The sequence below is a fragment of the Microbacterium sp. SGAir0570 genome, from assembly GCF_005491085.2.
Classification (GTDB): domain Bacteria; phylum Actinomycetota; class Actinomycetes; order Actinomycetales; family Microbacteriaceae; genus Microbacterium; species Microbacterium arborescens.
This window is the reverse complement of record NZ_CP027929.1, coordinates 1,036,842-1,052,655: the sequence shown is the minus strand read 5'-3', so window position 1 is coordinate 1,052,655 and position 15,814 is coordinate 1,036,842. Positions and strand designations below refer to the sequence as shown.

The following is a 15,814-nucleotide window of genomic DNA, read 5'->3' as shown; positions in this document are numbered from 1 at the left end:
GTCAGAGCTGGCGGCGCCCCTCGAACGCACGGCCGAGGGTGACCTCGTCGGCGTACTCGAGGTCGCCTCCGACGGGGAGGCCCGATGCCAGCCGCGTCACGCGGATCTCGAGAGCGGTCAGCAGGCGACTGAGGTAGGTCGCGGTGGCCTCTCCCTCGAGGTTCGGGTTGGTCGCGAGGATGACCTCCTGCACGGTGCCGTCGGCCAGACGCTGCATGAGCTGCGCGATGCGGAGGTCGTCGGGGCCGATGCCGCCGATGGGACTGATCGCGCCGCCGAGCACGTGGTACAGGCCTCGGAACTCGCGGGTGCGCTCGATCGCCGCGACGTCCTTGGCGTCTTCGACGACGCAGATGAACGTGCCGTCACGCCGCGGGTCTCGGCAGATCGCGCAGCGGTCGTGCTCGGACACGTTGCCGCAGACCTCGCAGAAGCGCACGCGCTCGCGCAGCTCGCCGAGCAGGTGCGAGAGCTTGGAGACGTCGAAGGTGGGAGTCTGCAGGATGTGGAACGCGATGCGCTGCGCCGACTTCGGTCCGATGCCGGGCAGGCGACCGAACTCGTCGATGAGGTCCTGGACGATGCCGTCGTACATGGCTTAGCCGAATCTCGTGGGTGAGGTGAAGGGTTCTTCGCGGACGAAGGTGGCCCCGAGCATCTGGCGGACGACCGCTTCGCCGTAGCGCTCGATACCGCCCCGCGCGGGCACGGCGTTCGAGCCGCCGCTCGACGGCGCGGGGGCGGCGACTGCGGACCCCGGCGATGTCTGTGCGGGGCCTGTCGTCGCCGGAGCGGGGGTCGTGGACCGTTCGACGGCGACCGGCGCCCGCGGGGGCAGCGGCGCATATTCGTCGACGGGAGGCGGCGGGTAGTCGCGGTCCTCCTCGTCGATGGGTGGCAGGGGCTCGGGGTACGGGTCGACGTCACCGTCGTGGGGAGCCGTGAGCGTGCGCACGGGGGCGGCGACGGCATCCTCCGGCTCGTCGTCCACAGCGAACTGCGGTGCCGGGTCGCCCTGCGGGATCGGCGCGACGGCCCACTCGGTGACGGGGCCGGCGGAGGACGCGGAGCCGGAAGGTGACGCTGATGCGGCCGGACGGGCACCCGCCGACGCCGAGGGAGCGCCCGCGGCGCGTTGACCGCCGGGGGCCGGCTGCGACGGCGGGGCCGCCGCGGGCTGCCGGTTATCCCCCGCGGGCTGCTGTCGCGGTGCGCCGCCCGACTGACCGCCCGGTTGCGGGGCCGGCGGGCCGCCCGGTGCCGGGCCGCCGCCGGGGTCGGAGTCGTGACGGGCGACGTACTTCACGCGGACGCCGAGGACGCCCAGGATCGCGCCCCGCAGGTCTTCGCTCGGTCCCTTGCCTGCGTTGAGCTTCTTGAACTGCAGGACGTCGGACTGGCTCTGGAACGACAGCGTCAGCACGCCCGTCTCGGAGAACGCGACAGGTGTGGCGACGGAGGCGATCATCCACGAGGTGCGGCTGATCGACTCGAGACGCTGCAGCACCTCGGGCCATGCGTCGCGCATCTGCGCGAGCGTGACGGTCGACGGATCGCGTGGTTCGGCGGAGCTCGCGGCCGCGGGACGCTGCGTATCGGGCGCGGGGGCTCCCGACGCGGCGGCCGGCGCGGTGGGGGCGGCGGACGGCGCGGACGCGGCGCGCTCGGGCTGCGCAGGGGCCGAAACCTGAGCCGGAGCGGGCGTGACGATGCGCGGCGGGGCTGCGGGCGCGGCCGCGGGAGACGAGGCGTGCGACGCGGGAGCGGCGGCGACCGGGGCCTGGTCGGCTGCCGGAACACTGTGCTGCGCGGCGGCGAGGACGCGCGCCACGAGCAGCTCGAGCTGAAGCCGCGGCGACGTCGCTCCCGACATCTCGTCGAGGGCGGTGACCACGAGGTCGGCCGTGCGCGAGAGGCGGTCGGTGCCGAAGAGCGAGGCCTGCCGCCCCATCCGCTCGAGCTCTTCCGCGGACACGCCGCGCAGCACGGCGGACGCGCCCTGGCCGGTGGCCGAGACGATGATGAGGTCGCGCAGCCGCTCGAGCAGGTCGTCGACGAACCGGCGAGGGTCCTGCCCCGTCTGGATCACCCGGTCGATCGCCGCGAAGGCCGCGGCGGCGTCGACGGCTCCGAACGCTCCGACGACCTCGTCGAGCAGCTCCGCGTGGGTGTAGCCGAGGAGGGCGACCGCGCGCTCGTAGGCGACCGCGCCGTCGTCGGAGCCGGCGATCAGCTGGTCGAGCAACGAGAGCGTGTCGCGGGGCGACCCGCCCCCGGCTCGCACGACGAGCGGCAGCACGCCGGCCTCGACCTGCACGCCCTCCTGGGCGCACAGCTGCTCGACGTACTCGAGCATCGCGGCAGGCGCCACGAGCCGGAACGGGTAGTGGTGGGTGCGCGAGCGGATCGTGCCGATGACCTTCTCGGGCTCGGTCGTCGCGAAGATGAACTTCACGTGGGCCGGCGGTTCTTCGACGAGCTTGAGCAGGGCGTTGAAGCCCTGCGCCGTGACCATGTGCGCCTCATCGAGGATGAAGATCTTGAAGCGGTCGCGGGCCGGGGCGAAGACGGCGCGCTCACGAAGGTCGCGGGCGTCGTCGACACCGTTGTGGGAGGCCGCGTCGATCTCGACGACGTCGAGCGAGCCGCCCCCGCCTCGGCTCAGTTCGACGCAGCTGTCGCACGTGCCGCACGGCGTGTCGGTGGGGCCCTGAGCGCAGTTGAGGCAGCGGGCGAGGATGCGGGCCGAGGTCGTCTTGCCGCATCCGCGAGGACCCGAGAAGAGGTACGCGTGACCGACGCGGTCGGAGCGGAGCGCCGTCATCAGGGGTTCGGTCACCTGCGACTGGCCGATCATCTCGCCGAACGCTTCGGGACGGTAGCGGCGGTAGAGGGCGGTGGTCACCCAGACAGACTACGGCGTACCGCTGACACCGGCCCCGTCGGCATCCCCACGTCGGGAACAGCGCGCGCCAGCGCGCGGTTGCACGGGGCATGGGAGCAGCGCGCGTCGATGTCGTCGTCATCGGCGCGGGGCAAGCGGGTCTCTCCGCCGCCTACCATCTGCGGCGGCGCGGGTTCGTCCCTCTCTCCCCCGGCGAGACCCCCTCCGACGCGTCGGTGCGATCCTTCGTCGTCCTCGACGCCGAGGACGCCCCTGGCGGCGCCTGGCAGCATCGCTGGGAATCGCTGCGCATGGAGACCGTCAACGGCATCCACGAGCTGCCCGGTTTCGCGGTGCCGCCGGCCGACCCGGCAGCTCCGGCCCGCACCGTGCTGCCCGCATACTTCGACGACTACGAGCGACGCTTCGGCCTCGGGGTGCATCGCCCCGTGGAGGTGCGGCGCGTCGAACGCGAGGACGCCGATCCGCGCGGCCGGCTGCGCGTGGTCACCGGCACCGGCTCGTGGTCGGCCCGCTGGGTCGTCAACGCCACGGGGACCTGGCGCCGCCCGTTCTGGCCGCACTACCCGGGAGCCGAGACCTTCGCGGGGCGTCAGCTCCACGTGCACGACTACGTCTCGGCCCACGAGTTCGCGGGCCAGCGGGTCGTCATCGTCGGCGCCGGCATCTCGGCCATCCAGCTGCTCGACGAGATCTCCCGCGTCGCCGACACCTTCTGGGTGACGCGCGACGAGCTGCGGTGGGATGCCGGCGGGTTCGACACCGCCGCGCGCATCGCGGCCATCGCCGGGGTCGAGGAGCGCGTGCGGCAGGGGCTCCCGCCCGGCAGCGTCATCTCGGTCACCGGCCTGCACTGGAACCGCTGGGCCGAGTCGGCTCAGCAGCGCGGCGTGCTCGTGCGGCATCCGATGTTCGAGCGGATCGAGCCGACCGGCGTGCGCATGCCGGACGGCCGGGTCGAGCCCGCCGATGCGATCCTGTGGGCGACCGGCTTCCGCGCCGACATCCCGCACCTGACCCCGCTGGGCCTGCGGACCGCTGCGGGCGGCATCCGGGTCGCGAACGGGCGCGCGATCGACGAACCGCGGCTGTTCCTCATCGGCTATGGGCCGTCGCAGTCGACGGTCGGCGCCAACCGCGCGGGCCGCGACGCCGTGCGGGCGATCATATCCGAGCTCGCGGCGGCCCCTGCGCCGGATCCCGAACCCGCCGCGGCGGCGGTTCCCTGAGCCGGCCGGCCAGGGCCCGCCGCCGTCGTCAGGAGTCGGAGCCCACCTGCTGGTCGGCGAAGGTCTGCGCGTAGTCCTCGACGACGGGAACCTCACCGGTGATGATCGGAACGTCCGTCGTCACCGTCGGAATCGACGTCGTCACCGTCGCGTCGGGGATCGAGGCCGACAGCAGCGAACCGTCCTCGCGTCGCGACTGAGCGAGCTGGCGCAGCGACGGGCGGCCGGACAGGAGCGGTCCCTGACCGGCGAGCGGGATGCGGACGGTGTCGCCGCCCGCGACCCGGAACTCTCGACCGCGCACCGAGAAGTCCACCGGGTCGCCCGGCCCCGCGGCGACGGTCATCGCGTCGGCGGTCAGCGTGATGTCCAGGCGCGTGCCCTGCCAGTGCAGGGTGTACTCCAGCGAGGGCCAGTCGCGCGGCAGGCGCGGGTCGAAGCTCAGGGCTCCGTAGTGATCGCGCATGCCGCCGAATCCGGACACGAGAGCGGTCCACACGCCACCGGCGGAGGCGACGTGCACGCCGTCGGAGGCGTTGCTGTGGAGGTCGCCGAGATCGACGTAGATCGACTCGAGGAAGTACTCCAGCGCGAGGTCCTGGTATCCGACCTCGGCCGCGAGAATCGACTGCACGACACCGGACAGGGTCGAGTCGCCGGTCGTGAGCGGGTCGTAGTACTCGAAGTCGGCCAGCTTCTCCTCGTCGGTGAAGTGGTTGCCCTGGAGGAACAGCGCCAGCACCACGTCGGCCTGCTTGAGCACCTGGTAGCGGTAGATCACAAGCGGGTGGAAGTGCAGCAGCAGGGGCCGCTGGCTGTCGGGGGTGTTCTCCAGGTCCCACACCTCGCGGTCGAGGAACACCGCGTCCTGCGGGTGGATGCGCAGCGATTCGCTGAACGGGATGAGCAGTGCCTCGGCAGCCCGCTCCCACCCGTCGGCCTCTGCGGGGTCGAGATCGAGACGCTCGATGAGCGCGCGGTACGCCTCGGGCGCCTCCTCGGCCATGTCGCGCACGGTCCGCGCGGCGAACCGCAGGTTGAACCGCGCCATGACGTTCGTGAAGAGGTTGTCGTTGACGACCGTCGTGTATTCGTCGGGTCCGGTGACGCCGTGGATGTGGAACGACTCTGCGGATCCGTCCTCGCCGAAGCGCCAGAACCCGAGCGTCGACCACAGCCGAGCGGTCTCGACGGCGATGTCGACGGCCTCGCGGTAGAGGAAGTCCACGTCGCCCGTAGCCCGCACGTACTTCGCGAGGGCGAAGCTGACGTCGGCGTTGATGTGGTATTGCGCGGTGCCGGCGGCGTAGTAGGCCGAAGCCTCTTCGCCGTTGATCGTGCGCCACGGGAACAGGGCGCCGGCCTCGTTGAGCTGACGGGCCCGGCGGCGCGCGGCGGGGAGCATGAGGTAGCGCATGCGCAGCGCGTTCCGGGCCCACAGCGGAGTCGTGTAGGCCAGGAAGGGCAGGACGTAGACCTCGGTGTCCCAGAAGTAGTGGCCGCTGTATCCCGACCCGCTGACACCCTTGGCGGGCACGCCCTGTCCATCGGCTCGGGCGGCCGCCTGCGCGAGCTGGAACAGGCACCAGCGGGTCGCCTGCTGCAGGTCCTCGTGGCCGCCGATGCGCACGTCGGAACGACGCCAGAAGTCGGCGCACCACGCCGCCTGCCGCTCGAACTGAACGGCGACGCCCTCCTCTCGGACCCGGTCGAGCACGCGGCGGCCCCGCTCGACGAGCTCGCGCGCCGGCACGCCTCGCGACGTGTGGTAGCTCACGAGCTTGGTGACGGTGATGGGGACGCCCTGCCGGGCGTTCACCCGGTAGACGTTCTTGGCGATGTCGGGCTCGATGAGCCGGCGAGACGAGTACTCGTTCTCGGTCTCGACGAGGTGGTCGGCGACGACCGACACCGTCATGCCCGAGTTGGTGGACTTGTACGACAGGACCGACCGGCCGTCCTCGTCCTGCCAGTACTCCTGCGGCTGGAGGACCCGCTCCTCGATCTTCTCGGTCTTGCGCGGATCGAAGCCCGCGGCGGCGCGGCCCGGCGCCGACCCCCCGTAGACGTCCTCGCCGTCCTGACGGTTGACGATCTGGCTGCTCACCGAGACCGGGGCGTCGGAGTTGAGCACCGTGATGGTCAGCCGCATGATCGCCAGGTGCCTCTGCTCGAACGAGACGAGGCGCTCGAAGTCGACCTGCACCTCCTTGCCGCTCGGGGTGACCCACAGCAGCTTCCGGGTGAGCACGCCGGTGCGCATGTCGAGAACCCGCTCGTAATCGCGGATGTCGGCGACGTCGAGCGAAAGGGGCTCGTCGTCGACGTAGACGCGCATCACCTTCGCGTCGGGCGCGTTGATGATCGTCTGACCGACCTCGGCGAAGCCGAAGGCCTTCTCGGCGTGGCGGATCGGGAAGATCTCGTGGAAGCCGTTGATGAACGTGCCGTGCTCGTGCGCGTAGCGTCCCTCGGGGTGGTTGCCGCGCAGCCCGAGGTAGCCGTTGCCGACCGCGAAGAGCGTCTCGGTCACGCCGATGTCCTCGACCGAGAACCTCTTCTCGACGAGACGCCAGGGGTCGACGGGGAAGCGATCGCGATCGATCATGAGGGCCTTCCGGAGGACGGGCCCCGCCGCTGGAGGCGGGCGATGCGGGCGGGTGTTGACGTGGGGTCAGACGAACGCGTCGAGATCGTCGACGACGACGTGGGCTCCGAGCGCGCGGAGCGCGTCGGCGCCGGCGCCGCGATCGACGCCGACCACGAGAGCGTAGCCTGCCGCGACTGCCGACTCGACACCCGAGTGGGCGTCCTCGATCGCGACGGAACGGGCCGGATCGACGCCGAGCATGCGCGCGCCCTCCGCGAAGACGTCGGGCGCGGGCTTGGAGGGCAGGTGGCGCTCCTCGGCGATGACGCCGTCCATGACGACGGGGAACCTCTCCAGAAGCCCCGCGACGGCGAGGACCTCGCGCGCGTTCTTCGAGCTGGACACCACGGCGATCGGGACCCCGGCGGCCTGGAGCTTGTCGACCAGGGCCAGCGATCCGGGGTACGGCGCGATTCCCTCGGCTCGCAGGACGCGCTCGAACACGGCGTTCTTGCGGTTGCCGATGCCGCAGATCGTGTCGGCCGACGGGTCGTCGCCGGGGTCGCCCCACGGCACCTCGACGTCGCGCGAACGCAGCAGGCTCGCGACGCCGTCGTAGCGCTTCTTGCCGTCGAGATGGCGGAAGTAGTCGTCCGCGGTGTACTCCGGCGTGATCCCCCAGGCCGTGAACAGCTCGGTGAACATGGCCTGCCAGGCGTGCATGTGCACGTCGGCGGTCGGGGTGAGCACGCCGTCGAGGTCGAACAGGACGCCGTCGTAGGTGGTCAGGTCGGGAAGCTGAGCCGAGGTCACGGAACCAGCGTAATGAGGTCCGGCGGTCACGCCGTCACGGCGATGGTCTGCCGCGCGATCTCCAGCTCCTCGTTCGTCGGGACGACGAGCACCTCGACCCGGGAGGAATCCGTGGAGATCCGGCGGATGCCGCGCCCGCGCTGCTCGTTTCGGGCCGGATCGATCTCGACACCGGCGAACCCGAGCGTCTCGAGGGCTGCGGCGCGCACCAGCGGGGAGTTCTCCCCCACGCCGGCGGTGAAGGAGATGACGTCGACGCCGCCGAGCTCCGCGAGGTACGCACCGGCGTAGGCGCGCAGCCGGTGCGCGTAGACCTCGAACGCCAGTGTGGCCGCCTCATCGCCGCGCTCGACCCCGTCCTCGATGTCGCGCATGTCGGAGACCCCCGCAAGGCCCAGCATGCCGCTGCGCTTGTTCAAGAGGTCGTCGAGCTGAGGGATGGTCATCTCGGCGCGGCGGGCCAGGTGGAAGATGACGGCCGGGTCGATGTCGCCCGACCGCGTGCCCATGACCAGGCCCTCCAGCGGCGTCATCCCCATCGACGTGTCGACCGAGCGACCGCCGTCGATCGCCGTGACGGATGCGCCGTTGCCCAGGTGGAAGACGATCTGGCGCAGCTCGGCGAGCGGACGGCCGAGGTGAGCCGCGGCGGCCTCGGAGACGAACTTGTGGGACGTGCCGTGGAACCCGTAGCGGCGGACGCGATGCGCCTCGGCGAGCGCCGCGTCGATCGCGTAGGTGTAGGCGGCGGGCGGCATCGTCTGGTGGAAGGCGGTGTCGAACACCGCGACGTGCGGCAGGTCGGCGAAGGCGGCCTTGGCCGCACGGATGCCCTGCAGCGCGCCGGGGTTGTGGAGGGGCGCGAGCACCGAGAGCTCGTCGATGTTGATCTCGACGAGGGGCGTGATGAGCGTCGGCTCGAAGAACCGCGCGCCGCCGTGGACGACGCGATGGCCGACGGCGACGGGCGCGTGCTGCTCGAGTGACGGGCCGTTCTCGGCGAACGCGTCGAGCATGAGCTGGAAGCCCGCGGTGTGGTCGGCGATCGGAAGCTCGCGCTCGAAGGTGGCGTCGGTGGCGGTGACCGCGGCCTCCCCGCCAGCGGCGGGCGGGAAGAACACGGTGTGCTTGACCCGGCCCTGCTCCTGCCCGATGCGCTCGACAAGACCCGACGCGTGAGGGAGCCCGGTCTCGGCATCGATCAGCTGGTACTTGAACGACGACGAGCCGCTGTTGATGACGAGCACGATGCTCATGCGGATGCCCCTCCCTGGGCCTGGATCGCGGTGATGGCGATCGTGTTGACGATGTCTTCGACGAGGGCTCCGCGGGAGAGGTCGTTGATCGGCTTGTTCAGACCCTGCAGAACGGGACCGATCGCGACGGCGCCGGCGGAGCGCTGGACCGCCTTGTAGGTGTTGTTGCCGGTGTTCAGGTCGGGGAAGACGAACACCGTCGCCTTGCCCGCCACGGAGGATCCGGGCATCTTCTTGGCCGCGACGGCGGCGTCGGTCGCGGCGTCGTACTGGATCGGTCCTTCGACCAGCAGCTCGGGGGCGCGCTCGCGAACGAGCGCGGTGGCCGCGCGCACCTTATCGACGTCGGCGCCCGAACCCGACTCCCCCGTCGAGTACGACAGCATCGCCACGCGCGGGTCGATGCCGAACTGGCGCGCCGTCTCGGCCGACGAGACGGCGATGTCGGCGAGCTGCTCGCTCGTGGGGTCGGGGATGACGGCGCAGTCGCCATAGACGAGGACGCGGTCGGCGAGCGCCATGAGAAAGACGCTCGAGACGACCGAGACGCCGGGCTTGGTCTTGATGATCTCGAACGCGGGACGGATCGTGTGCGCCGTCGTGTGCGCGGCTCCCGAGACCATGCCGTCGGCGAGACCGAGGTGCACCATGAGCGTGCCGAAGTACGACACGTCGGTGACCGTGTCGGCCGCCTGGCCGTACGTCATCCCCTTGTGAGCGCGCAGGCGCTCGTATTCGCGGGCGAACTTGTCGACGTGGACGGCGTCGAAGGGCGAGAGGATCTCGGCTCCGCGCAGGTCGAGACCGAGCTCCAGCGCTCGCGAGCGCACCTCGATCTCCTCGCCCAGCAGCGTGATGTCGGCGATGCCACGGGCGAGGACGATCGACGCGGCGTGCAGCACGCGGTCGTCGTCGGCTTCGGGCAGGACGATGCGGCGGCGGTCCGTGCGCGCCCGCTCGACCAGGCCGTACGCGAACATCAGCGGGGTCACGACGGTGGACCGCGCGAGCCCGAGCGCCTCGGTCAGCTCATTGGTGTCGATGTGCCGCTCGAACAGGGCCGCGGCCGCCTCGTAGTGCCGGCGCGAATCGGCCGCGAGGCGCCCACGCGTGCCCATGATGCGGGCGGCGGTCTCGTAGGTGTCGAGATCTGTGGCGATGATCGGGAGCGTCTCGCCGACGCCGTCGATCAGCCGGTCGACCGCCTCGGGCAGCGGGAACCCGCCGTTGATGACGATCGCCGAGAGCGAGGGGAACGTGCCCGACCCGTGCGCGAGCAGGGTCGCGAGCAGCACCTCGGCCCGGTCGGAGGGGATGACCACGACCGAGCGCTCGCTGAGCCGCGGGAGCACGTTGACCATCGACATCGCGCCGATGACGACCCCGAGCACCTCGCGCCCCAGGAGGTCGGCGTCGCCCTTGACGAGCGAGCCCTCGACCGCGGCCAGGACGGTGCTCACCGACGGCGAGACGAGGAAGCGGTCCTCCGGCACGGCCCAGACCGGGACGTTCTGCGGCACCGCGCCGCGCACGGCCTCGATGATCTCGTCGAGACGATCGCCGTCCGCACGGTTGGCGACGACGGCGAATAGCTCGGCGCGGTCGCCGCGCAGCTCCGACACCGCCAGCGAGGCGATCTGCCCCATCTCGTCAGGGGTGCGCGCGGGGGCGGACCCGAGCTTCTCGCCGCCGCCCTGTCCCGCCCGTCCGCCGAGGACCAGCAGCACCGGCGCGCCGAGGTTCACCGCGATGCGGCCGTTGTAGCTCAGCTCGGCGGGGGAACCGACATCCGTGTAGTCGCTGCCCATGATGACGACGGCGTCGCACTTGGCCTCGACCGACTTGTACCGCTCCACGATGCGAGAGAGCGCCCCGTCGGGGTCGCGCCGCATGTCGTCGTAGGTGACGCCGATGCACTCGTCGTACGCGAGGTCGACGCCGTCGTGGTCGAGCAGCATCTCGAGGACGTAGTCGCGTTCCTCCGTCGACCGGGCGATCGGCCGGAAGACGCCGACGCGCGGCGCGACGCGGCTGAACGCCTCGAGCACCCCCAGCGCGATGATCGACTTCGCGGAATGGCCTTCTGCGGACGTGATGTAGATGCTCTGAGCCACGGGTTCAGCCTAAGAGGGAGAGGCCTGACCACGAGCCGTGAATATCGCCACGGTCGTGGCGGCGGATGCCGCAGGCCACGACGGTGGGGGAAAAATAAGACTCTCCGCGAACCCGGCAGAGCCCGGTTACCCTTGCTACGTTTCCGTCCTGGGGGAGTTGGCCTGGATGCCGCCTCGCGGAGAGCTGTCACCAGTCTAACCCGGAACCTGAGTCCTCCCGTCACCGGGGCCGGTTAGGCTCTCGCCAGACGGGCGCGACGCGGCGGGGCACGCGACGCCGAGAACGAGGGGATCGCATGACCAACCACGGCACCCAGGCAGCTTTCGGTCCCGACCGGTTCGCCGCCACCACCGATGCCATCTCGGCGAGTATCGCCCGCGTCATCGACGGAAAGCCCGAGGCGGTGCGCTCCGCGCTCGTCTGCCTCCTGGCCGAGGGGCATCTCCTCATCGAGGACGTGCCCGGCGTCGGCAAGACGATGCTCGCGCGTGCGCTCGCCGCGACGGTGGACGCCACGGTGCGCCGCATCCAGTTCACCCCCGACCTGCTGCCCGGCGACGTCACGGGCGTGAGCGTCTTCAATCAGGCCGATCGCGAGTTCGAGTTCAAGCAGGGGGCGATCTTCGCCCACATCGTCATCGCCGACGAGATCAACCGCTCCTCCCCCAAGACGCAGTCCGCGCTGCTGGAGGCGATGGAGGAGCGCCAGGTGACGGTCGACGGGCGCACCCATGCGCTGCCCGCGCCGTTCCTGGTGGTCGCGACGCAGAACCCCCTCGAGATGGAGGGCACCTACGCCCTGCCGGAGGCGCAGCGCGACCGCTTCATGATGCGCATCTCGATGGGCTATCCCGACGCCGGATCCGAGGCTCGGATGCTGCGCGAGCGCGACACCGTCAACCCGTTGTCGTCGCTCGCCCCGGTCATCACGGCGCGCGAGGTGCAGGATCTCATCGCCTGGGCGCGCAGCCTGCATGTCTCGCCCTCCGTCGAGGAGTACGCCGTCGCGATCGCCCGCGCTACCCGCGATCACCGCGACCTGCGCCTGGGGGCCAGTCCCCGCGCCACTCTGCAGCTCGTCCGTGCCGCGAAGGTGTGGGCAGCCCTCGACGGCCGCCCCTTCGTCATCCCGGACGACATCGTCGCGCTGCTTCAGCCGGTCTTCGCCCACCGCCTCATCCCGGCGCGGACGACCGGCGCGTCCCGCGGCCGCAGCGGTGCCGAAGTCGTCGAAGCGGCGTTGGCCGACATCGCCGCGACGGTGCCGGTGCCGCTGCCGGTCCGCTGAGTCCGCCATGACCGGTTCTTCCCGTCCGGCTCACCGCCGGCATCGGCTGGGCCCCGCCCTCCGACGGGCCTGGCCGCTGACGGCCCGCGGTTGCGGCGCGCTGCTGATCGCCGTCGCCGCCATCGTCTGCGCGCACGCCTTCGGCGTCGTGGAGCTCGTATACGTCGGCGTGCTGCTGATCGCGGCCGTCGCACTGGGCTGGGTGTCGCTGTGGTTCGTCCACAGGTACGGCGACGTGTCGCGTTCGTTCTCCCCCGACGTCGCCGCCGTCGGGAGCGAGAGCGTCGTGACCGTGCACGCGACGGCCCGCGGCGGGGTCTCCGGCGCGATCGCCCGGTGGACCGACATGTTGCCGAACGGCGTGGAGGGAGACGCATCCGGCATCCTCACCGGTGCGGCCGCTCTCGACCGCATCCGGCTGACCTACCGCATCCGGGGCACCCGGCGCGGCATCCGCGACGTCGGTCCCTTCGCCCTCGTCGTGACCGATCCCTTTGGGTTCACCCGCCGGAGCGTCCGCATGGGCCGGGCTGAGCCGATCACCGTCGCGCCGGCGACCGTGATGCTTCCCCCGCTGACGGAATACCCCGGCGAGGCGGGCGGCAGCCTCCACACCGCGACGCACCAGCTGGGCGAGGGCGCCGACAACCTCATCCCCCGGGCCTATGCGCCGGGCGACTCGATGCGGCGGATCAACTGGCGCGCGAGCGCGCACCACGACGAGCTGATGGTGCGTCAGGAGGAGCAGGAGTCCACTCCCGAGGCCACCGTCGTGCTCGACCGGGCGGCGTCCCGCTGGGCCCCCGCCGCGTCGCGACCCGGCGAAGACCCGGCGTTCGAGGCCGCCGTGACGGCGGCGATCTCGGCCGTCGCACGCCTGGCCCGGGAGGGCTACGACGTCACGGTCATCGACTCGGAGGGACATCCGGTGGGCGCGCCCGTTCCGGCCGGCGATTCCGTCGCGGTCGAGCAGCTGGCCCTCGACCTGGCCACGATCGTCGCCGGCTCCGACGATCGACTGGCGGCGCTCCCCCGCCTGTTCGCAGGCACCGTCGCGGGACCGGTGGTCGTCGTCTCCGCACGCGTGACGACGGCCGACGCCGATGCGTTGGCGCCGCTCGTGGCGCACAGCGCGCTTCCCGTGCTGCTGGCGGCCGAATCCTCGGAACAGGCGCTCGCACGGGCGTCCGCTGCCGGCTGGCGGGCCGGCGTCCTGACTCCCGACGGCGACCTCACCGAGAGCTGGCGAGCCGCGACCGAACGGGGGACCGCTCGTGCCGCGTACTGATCCGTCGCGCCGGTGGCGGCATCGTCCGACGATGCCCTCGCGAGCCGAGCTGAGCCGCACCGGCGACACGCCCCTGGCGGCCGTCCTCCTCCTCTCGATCGTCGCCGCGATCCTCCCGCTGCTGCGCGTGGTCGCCGCGGGCACGTGGCTCGTCGTCGCGGTCGCCGTGGCGGCCGCCCTGCTGCTCGTCGGCGTCGGACTGCGGCGGCTGCACACGCCCGCCGTCGTGGTCACCCTCGCCGAGCTGGTGACGGCGGGTGCACTCGTCACCGCCGTCTACTTCGGCGACACCGCGCTGCTCCTCGTCATCCCGACCCCCGGAACCTTCGCCGAGGTGCCGTCCCTCATCGCCGGCGCGAGCGGGCAGATCGTCAACGGAGTCGCGCCCCTCACTGCGGACCGCCCGCTCGCGGTCCTCGCCGTGACGGCGGTCGCAGCTCTCACGATCCTGCTCGACCACACCGTCATCACGGCACGGATGCCGCTGCTGGCGGCCATCGCCCTCGTCGCGGTACGGCTGATTCCCGCACTGTCGGTGCCTGCGCCCGTCGACCTGATCGCGTTCGTCGTCTTCGCGGCCGCGGTGCTCCTGCTCATCCGGACCGAGACCCGCTCGCGCGAGCGTGCGCTGGCCCGATCGGCCGCAGCCGCCAGCGCCGCCGAGGCGCGACAGCGCGGCGAGGCCGAACCACGGCGCCGCCTGCCACGCTCGGGTGCCGTGCTCGCAGCAGGCCTCGCGGTGACGGCGATCGTGGCGACCGTCATCGTGGTGCCCGAGCTCCCCCGCCCCGCGCCGCGCGTCGGAATCGGAACGGGCCCCGCCACCACCATCAACGCCAGCCTCGAGCTCGGCGACGATCTGCGGCGCCCCACCGACGTCGAGGTGCTCACGACCCGCACCAACGCGCCCAGCATGCCCTACCTGCGTGCCGCGACGCTCTCGAGCTTCGACGGACGCGTCTGGGAACCCGACCGCGACGAGACCACCCCCCTCACTCCCGAGGCGCTCGGTCCGGTCGTCGCCGACCCCGACGTGCGGGTGACCGAGTACCAGACGACCGTCAGCATCACGCAGCTCTCGTCCGCATGGCTGCCGGTACCCGGCCCGGCCGTGCGCGTGGACGACCTCTCCGGCGGCTGGGAGGCGATGCCCTCCAACCGCACGGTGGTCGCCGCGGACACCGACACGCAGGGACAGGAGTACGTCACGACGACCCATGTCGTGCGTCCGACCCTCGAGCAGATCCAGGCGGCCGGGACGACCATCGACGGCCTCCCCGACACCGTCACCCAGCTGCCCGCCGACATGCCCGCCGCGATCGAGCGGACGGCGCGCGAGGTCACCGCGGGGGCCGAGAACGATTACGACCGGCTCGCCGCCCTCCAGCGCTGGTTCCGCAGCGCGGAGTTCACCTACTCGCTCGATGCTCCGGTCTCCGACGGGTTCGACGGATCGGGCGTCGACGCGATCGCGGACTTCCTCGAGGTGCGCAGCGGCTACTGCGTGCACTTCGCCTCCGCGTTCGCGGTGATGGCGCGGACGCTCGACATGCCGTCCCGCATCGTCGTCGGATACCTGCCCGGAACGCTGACCGGCCGCGTCGTCGATGGCGAGAGCGTCGCGACGGTGCTGAGCTCGCAGCTGCACGCCTGGCCCGAGGTGTACTTCGCCGGCATCGGCTGGGTGCCGTTCGAGCCGACGAACAGCCTCGGCACCCCCGCCAGCTATACGCGCTCGGCGCAGCCGCTGCCGGACGACGGCGGGCAGGACGTGCCCCCCGCGCCCGCGCCGCAGCAGACGGCGACGGTCGCGCCCGACGGCGGCCCCACTCCGACGCCGACCGCCTCGACGGGGACGAGCGCGGGCTCCGAAACCTCGCCCCTCGCGCTCGCGCTGCCCTACGGCGGAGTCGTCCTCGGCTTCGCGGCGCTCGTGCTGCTGCCTGCCCTCCTCGGTGCCGCGCGGCGGCGGTGGCAGACGACGGCTGCCGAACGCGGCGATGTGCTCGCGGCGTGGCGGATCGTCCGCGAGAGCGCCCGCGACATCGGCGTGCGCATCGACGACGCCGAGAGCCCCCGCGCGCTCGGCATCCGCCTGGCGGCCGTGCCGACGGTTCCCGTCGACCGCATCGACGCGCTCGTCGCGGCGGTCGAACGGACGAGCTACGACGTTCCCGACGGCGACCGCGACGCCGCGATCGGCCGCGCCGCGGCATCCGACGCCCTGGCCGTCCGCCGAGGGCTGCTCGCATCCGTCTCGACGCCGCGGCGCATCGGCGCCGTGCTGCTCCCCCGATTCCTCGTTCGCGCCTGATCTCCGCGGGCGCCAC

Annotated in this window: 10 protein-coding genes and 1 other RNA gene; 4 read left to right on the top strand and 7 right to left on the bottom strand. The window is 71.9% G+C overall.

Annotated features, from left to right (window positions below):
- Position 1: 1 nt before the first annotated feature.
- Together recR and C1N74_RS04910 are read right to left on the bottom strand one after the other, a co-directional pair.
- Entirely contained in the window at positions 2 to 595 is a 594-nt protein-coding gene (gene recR / locus C1N74_RS04915) for a recombination mediator RecR (RefSeq protein ID WP_023951846.1), read from the bottom strand.
- Positions 596 to 598: 3 nt separating this feature from the next.
- The gene (locus tag C1N74_RS04910; RefSeq protein ID WP_137750102.1) at positions 599 to 2,905 is read right to left on the bottom strand and encodes a DNA polymerase III subunit gamma and tau; all 2,307 of its coding nucleotides are present in this window, start codon (positions 2,903 to 2,905) and stop codon (positions 599 to 601) included.
- Between the two features lie 89 nt (positions 2,906 to 2,994).
- Between C1N74_RS04910 and C1N74_RS04905 the strand changes: the two genes are divergently transcribed.
- Entirely contained in the window at positions 2,995 to 4,134 is a 1,140-nt protein-coding gene (locus C1N74_RS04905; RefSeq protein WP_137750101.1) for an NAD(P)-binding domain-containing protein, read from the top strand.
- Positions 4,135 to 4,162: 28 nt separating this feature from the next.
- Here the strand turns inward: C1N74_RS04905 and C1N74_RS04900 are convergent, their stop codons facing one another.
- The 5 genes from C1N74_RS04900 to ffs form a co-directional block, all read right to left on the bottom strand.
- Entirely contained in the window at positions 4,163 to 6,742 is a 2,580-nt protein-coding gene (locus C1N74_RS04900) for a glycoside hydrolase family 65 protein (RefSeq protein ID WP_083990571.1), read from the bottom strand.
- A 66-nt stretch (positions 6,743 to 6,808) separates the two neighbouring features.
- Complete coding sequence (locus C1N74_RS04895; RefSeq protein ID WP_071918374.1) at positions 6,809 to 7,537, bottom strand: HAD family phosphatase; 729 nt, start codon at positions 7,535 to 7,537, stop codon at positions 6,809 to 6,811.
- Between the two features lie 26 nt (positions 7,538 to 7,563).
- Positions 7,564 to 8,793 (bottom strand): acetate/propionate family kinase, encoded by a 1,230-nt coding sequence (locus C1N74_RS04890; RefSeq protein ID WP_071918375.1) that lies wholly within the window; start codon positions 8,791 to 8,793, stop codon positions 7,564 to 7,566.
- Positions 8,790 to 10,907, bottom strand: a complete 2,118-nt coding sequence (pta, locus tag C1N74_RS04885; protein WP_137750100.1) for a phosphate acetyltransferase — start codon at positions 10,905 to 10,907, stop codon at positions 8,790 to 8,792. Before pta ends, C1N74_RS04890 begins: the two co-directional genes overlap by 4 nt.
- 92 nt (positions 10,908 to 10,999) lie before the next feature.
- Positions 11,000 to 11,096: signal recognition particle sRNA small type (gene ffs / locus C1N74_RS04880), an RNA gene on the bottom strand.
- A gap of 107 nt (positions 11,097 to 11,203) precedes the next feature.
- Between ffs and C1N74_RS04875 the strand changes: the two genes are divergently transcribed.
- From C1N74_RS04875 to C1N74_RS04865, 3 genes are read left to right on the top strand one after another with little or no spacing between them, the layout of a single operon-like run.
- Positions 11,204 to 12,196, top strand: a complete 993-nt coding sequence (locus C1N74_RS04875; RefSeq protein ID WP_023951861.1) for a MoxR family ATPase — start codon at positions 11,204 to 11,206, stop codon at positions 12,194 to 12,196.
- A gap of 7 nt (positions 12,197 to 12,203) precedes the next feature.
- Positions 12,204 to 13,484 (top strand): DUF58 domain-containing protein, encoded by a 1,281-nt coding sequence (locus C1N74_RS04870; protein ID WP_084670310.1) that lies wholly within the window; start codon positions 12,204 to 12,206, stop codon positions 13,482 to 13,484.
- 31 nt (positions 13,485 to 13,515) lie between these two features.
- A complete protein-coding gene (locus C1N74_RS04865; protein ID WP_137750099.1) occupies positions 13,516 to 15,798 on the top strand; it encodes a DUF3488 and transglutaminase-like domain-containing protein in 2,283 nt (760 codons plus the stop codon).
- Positions 15,799 to 15,814: the final 16 nt, after the last annotated feature.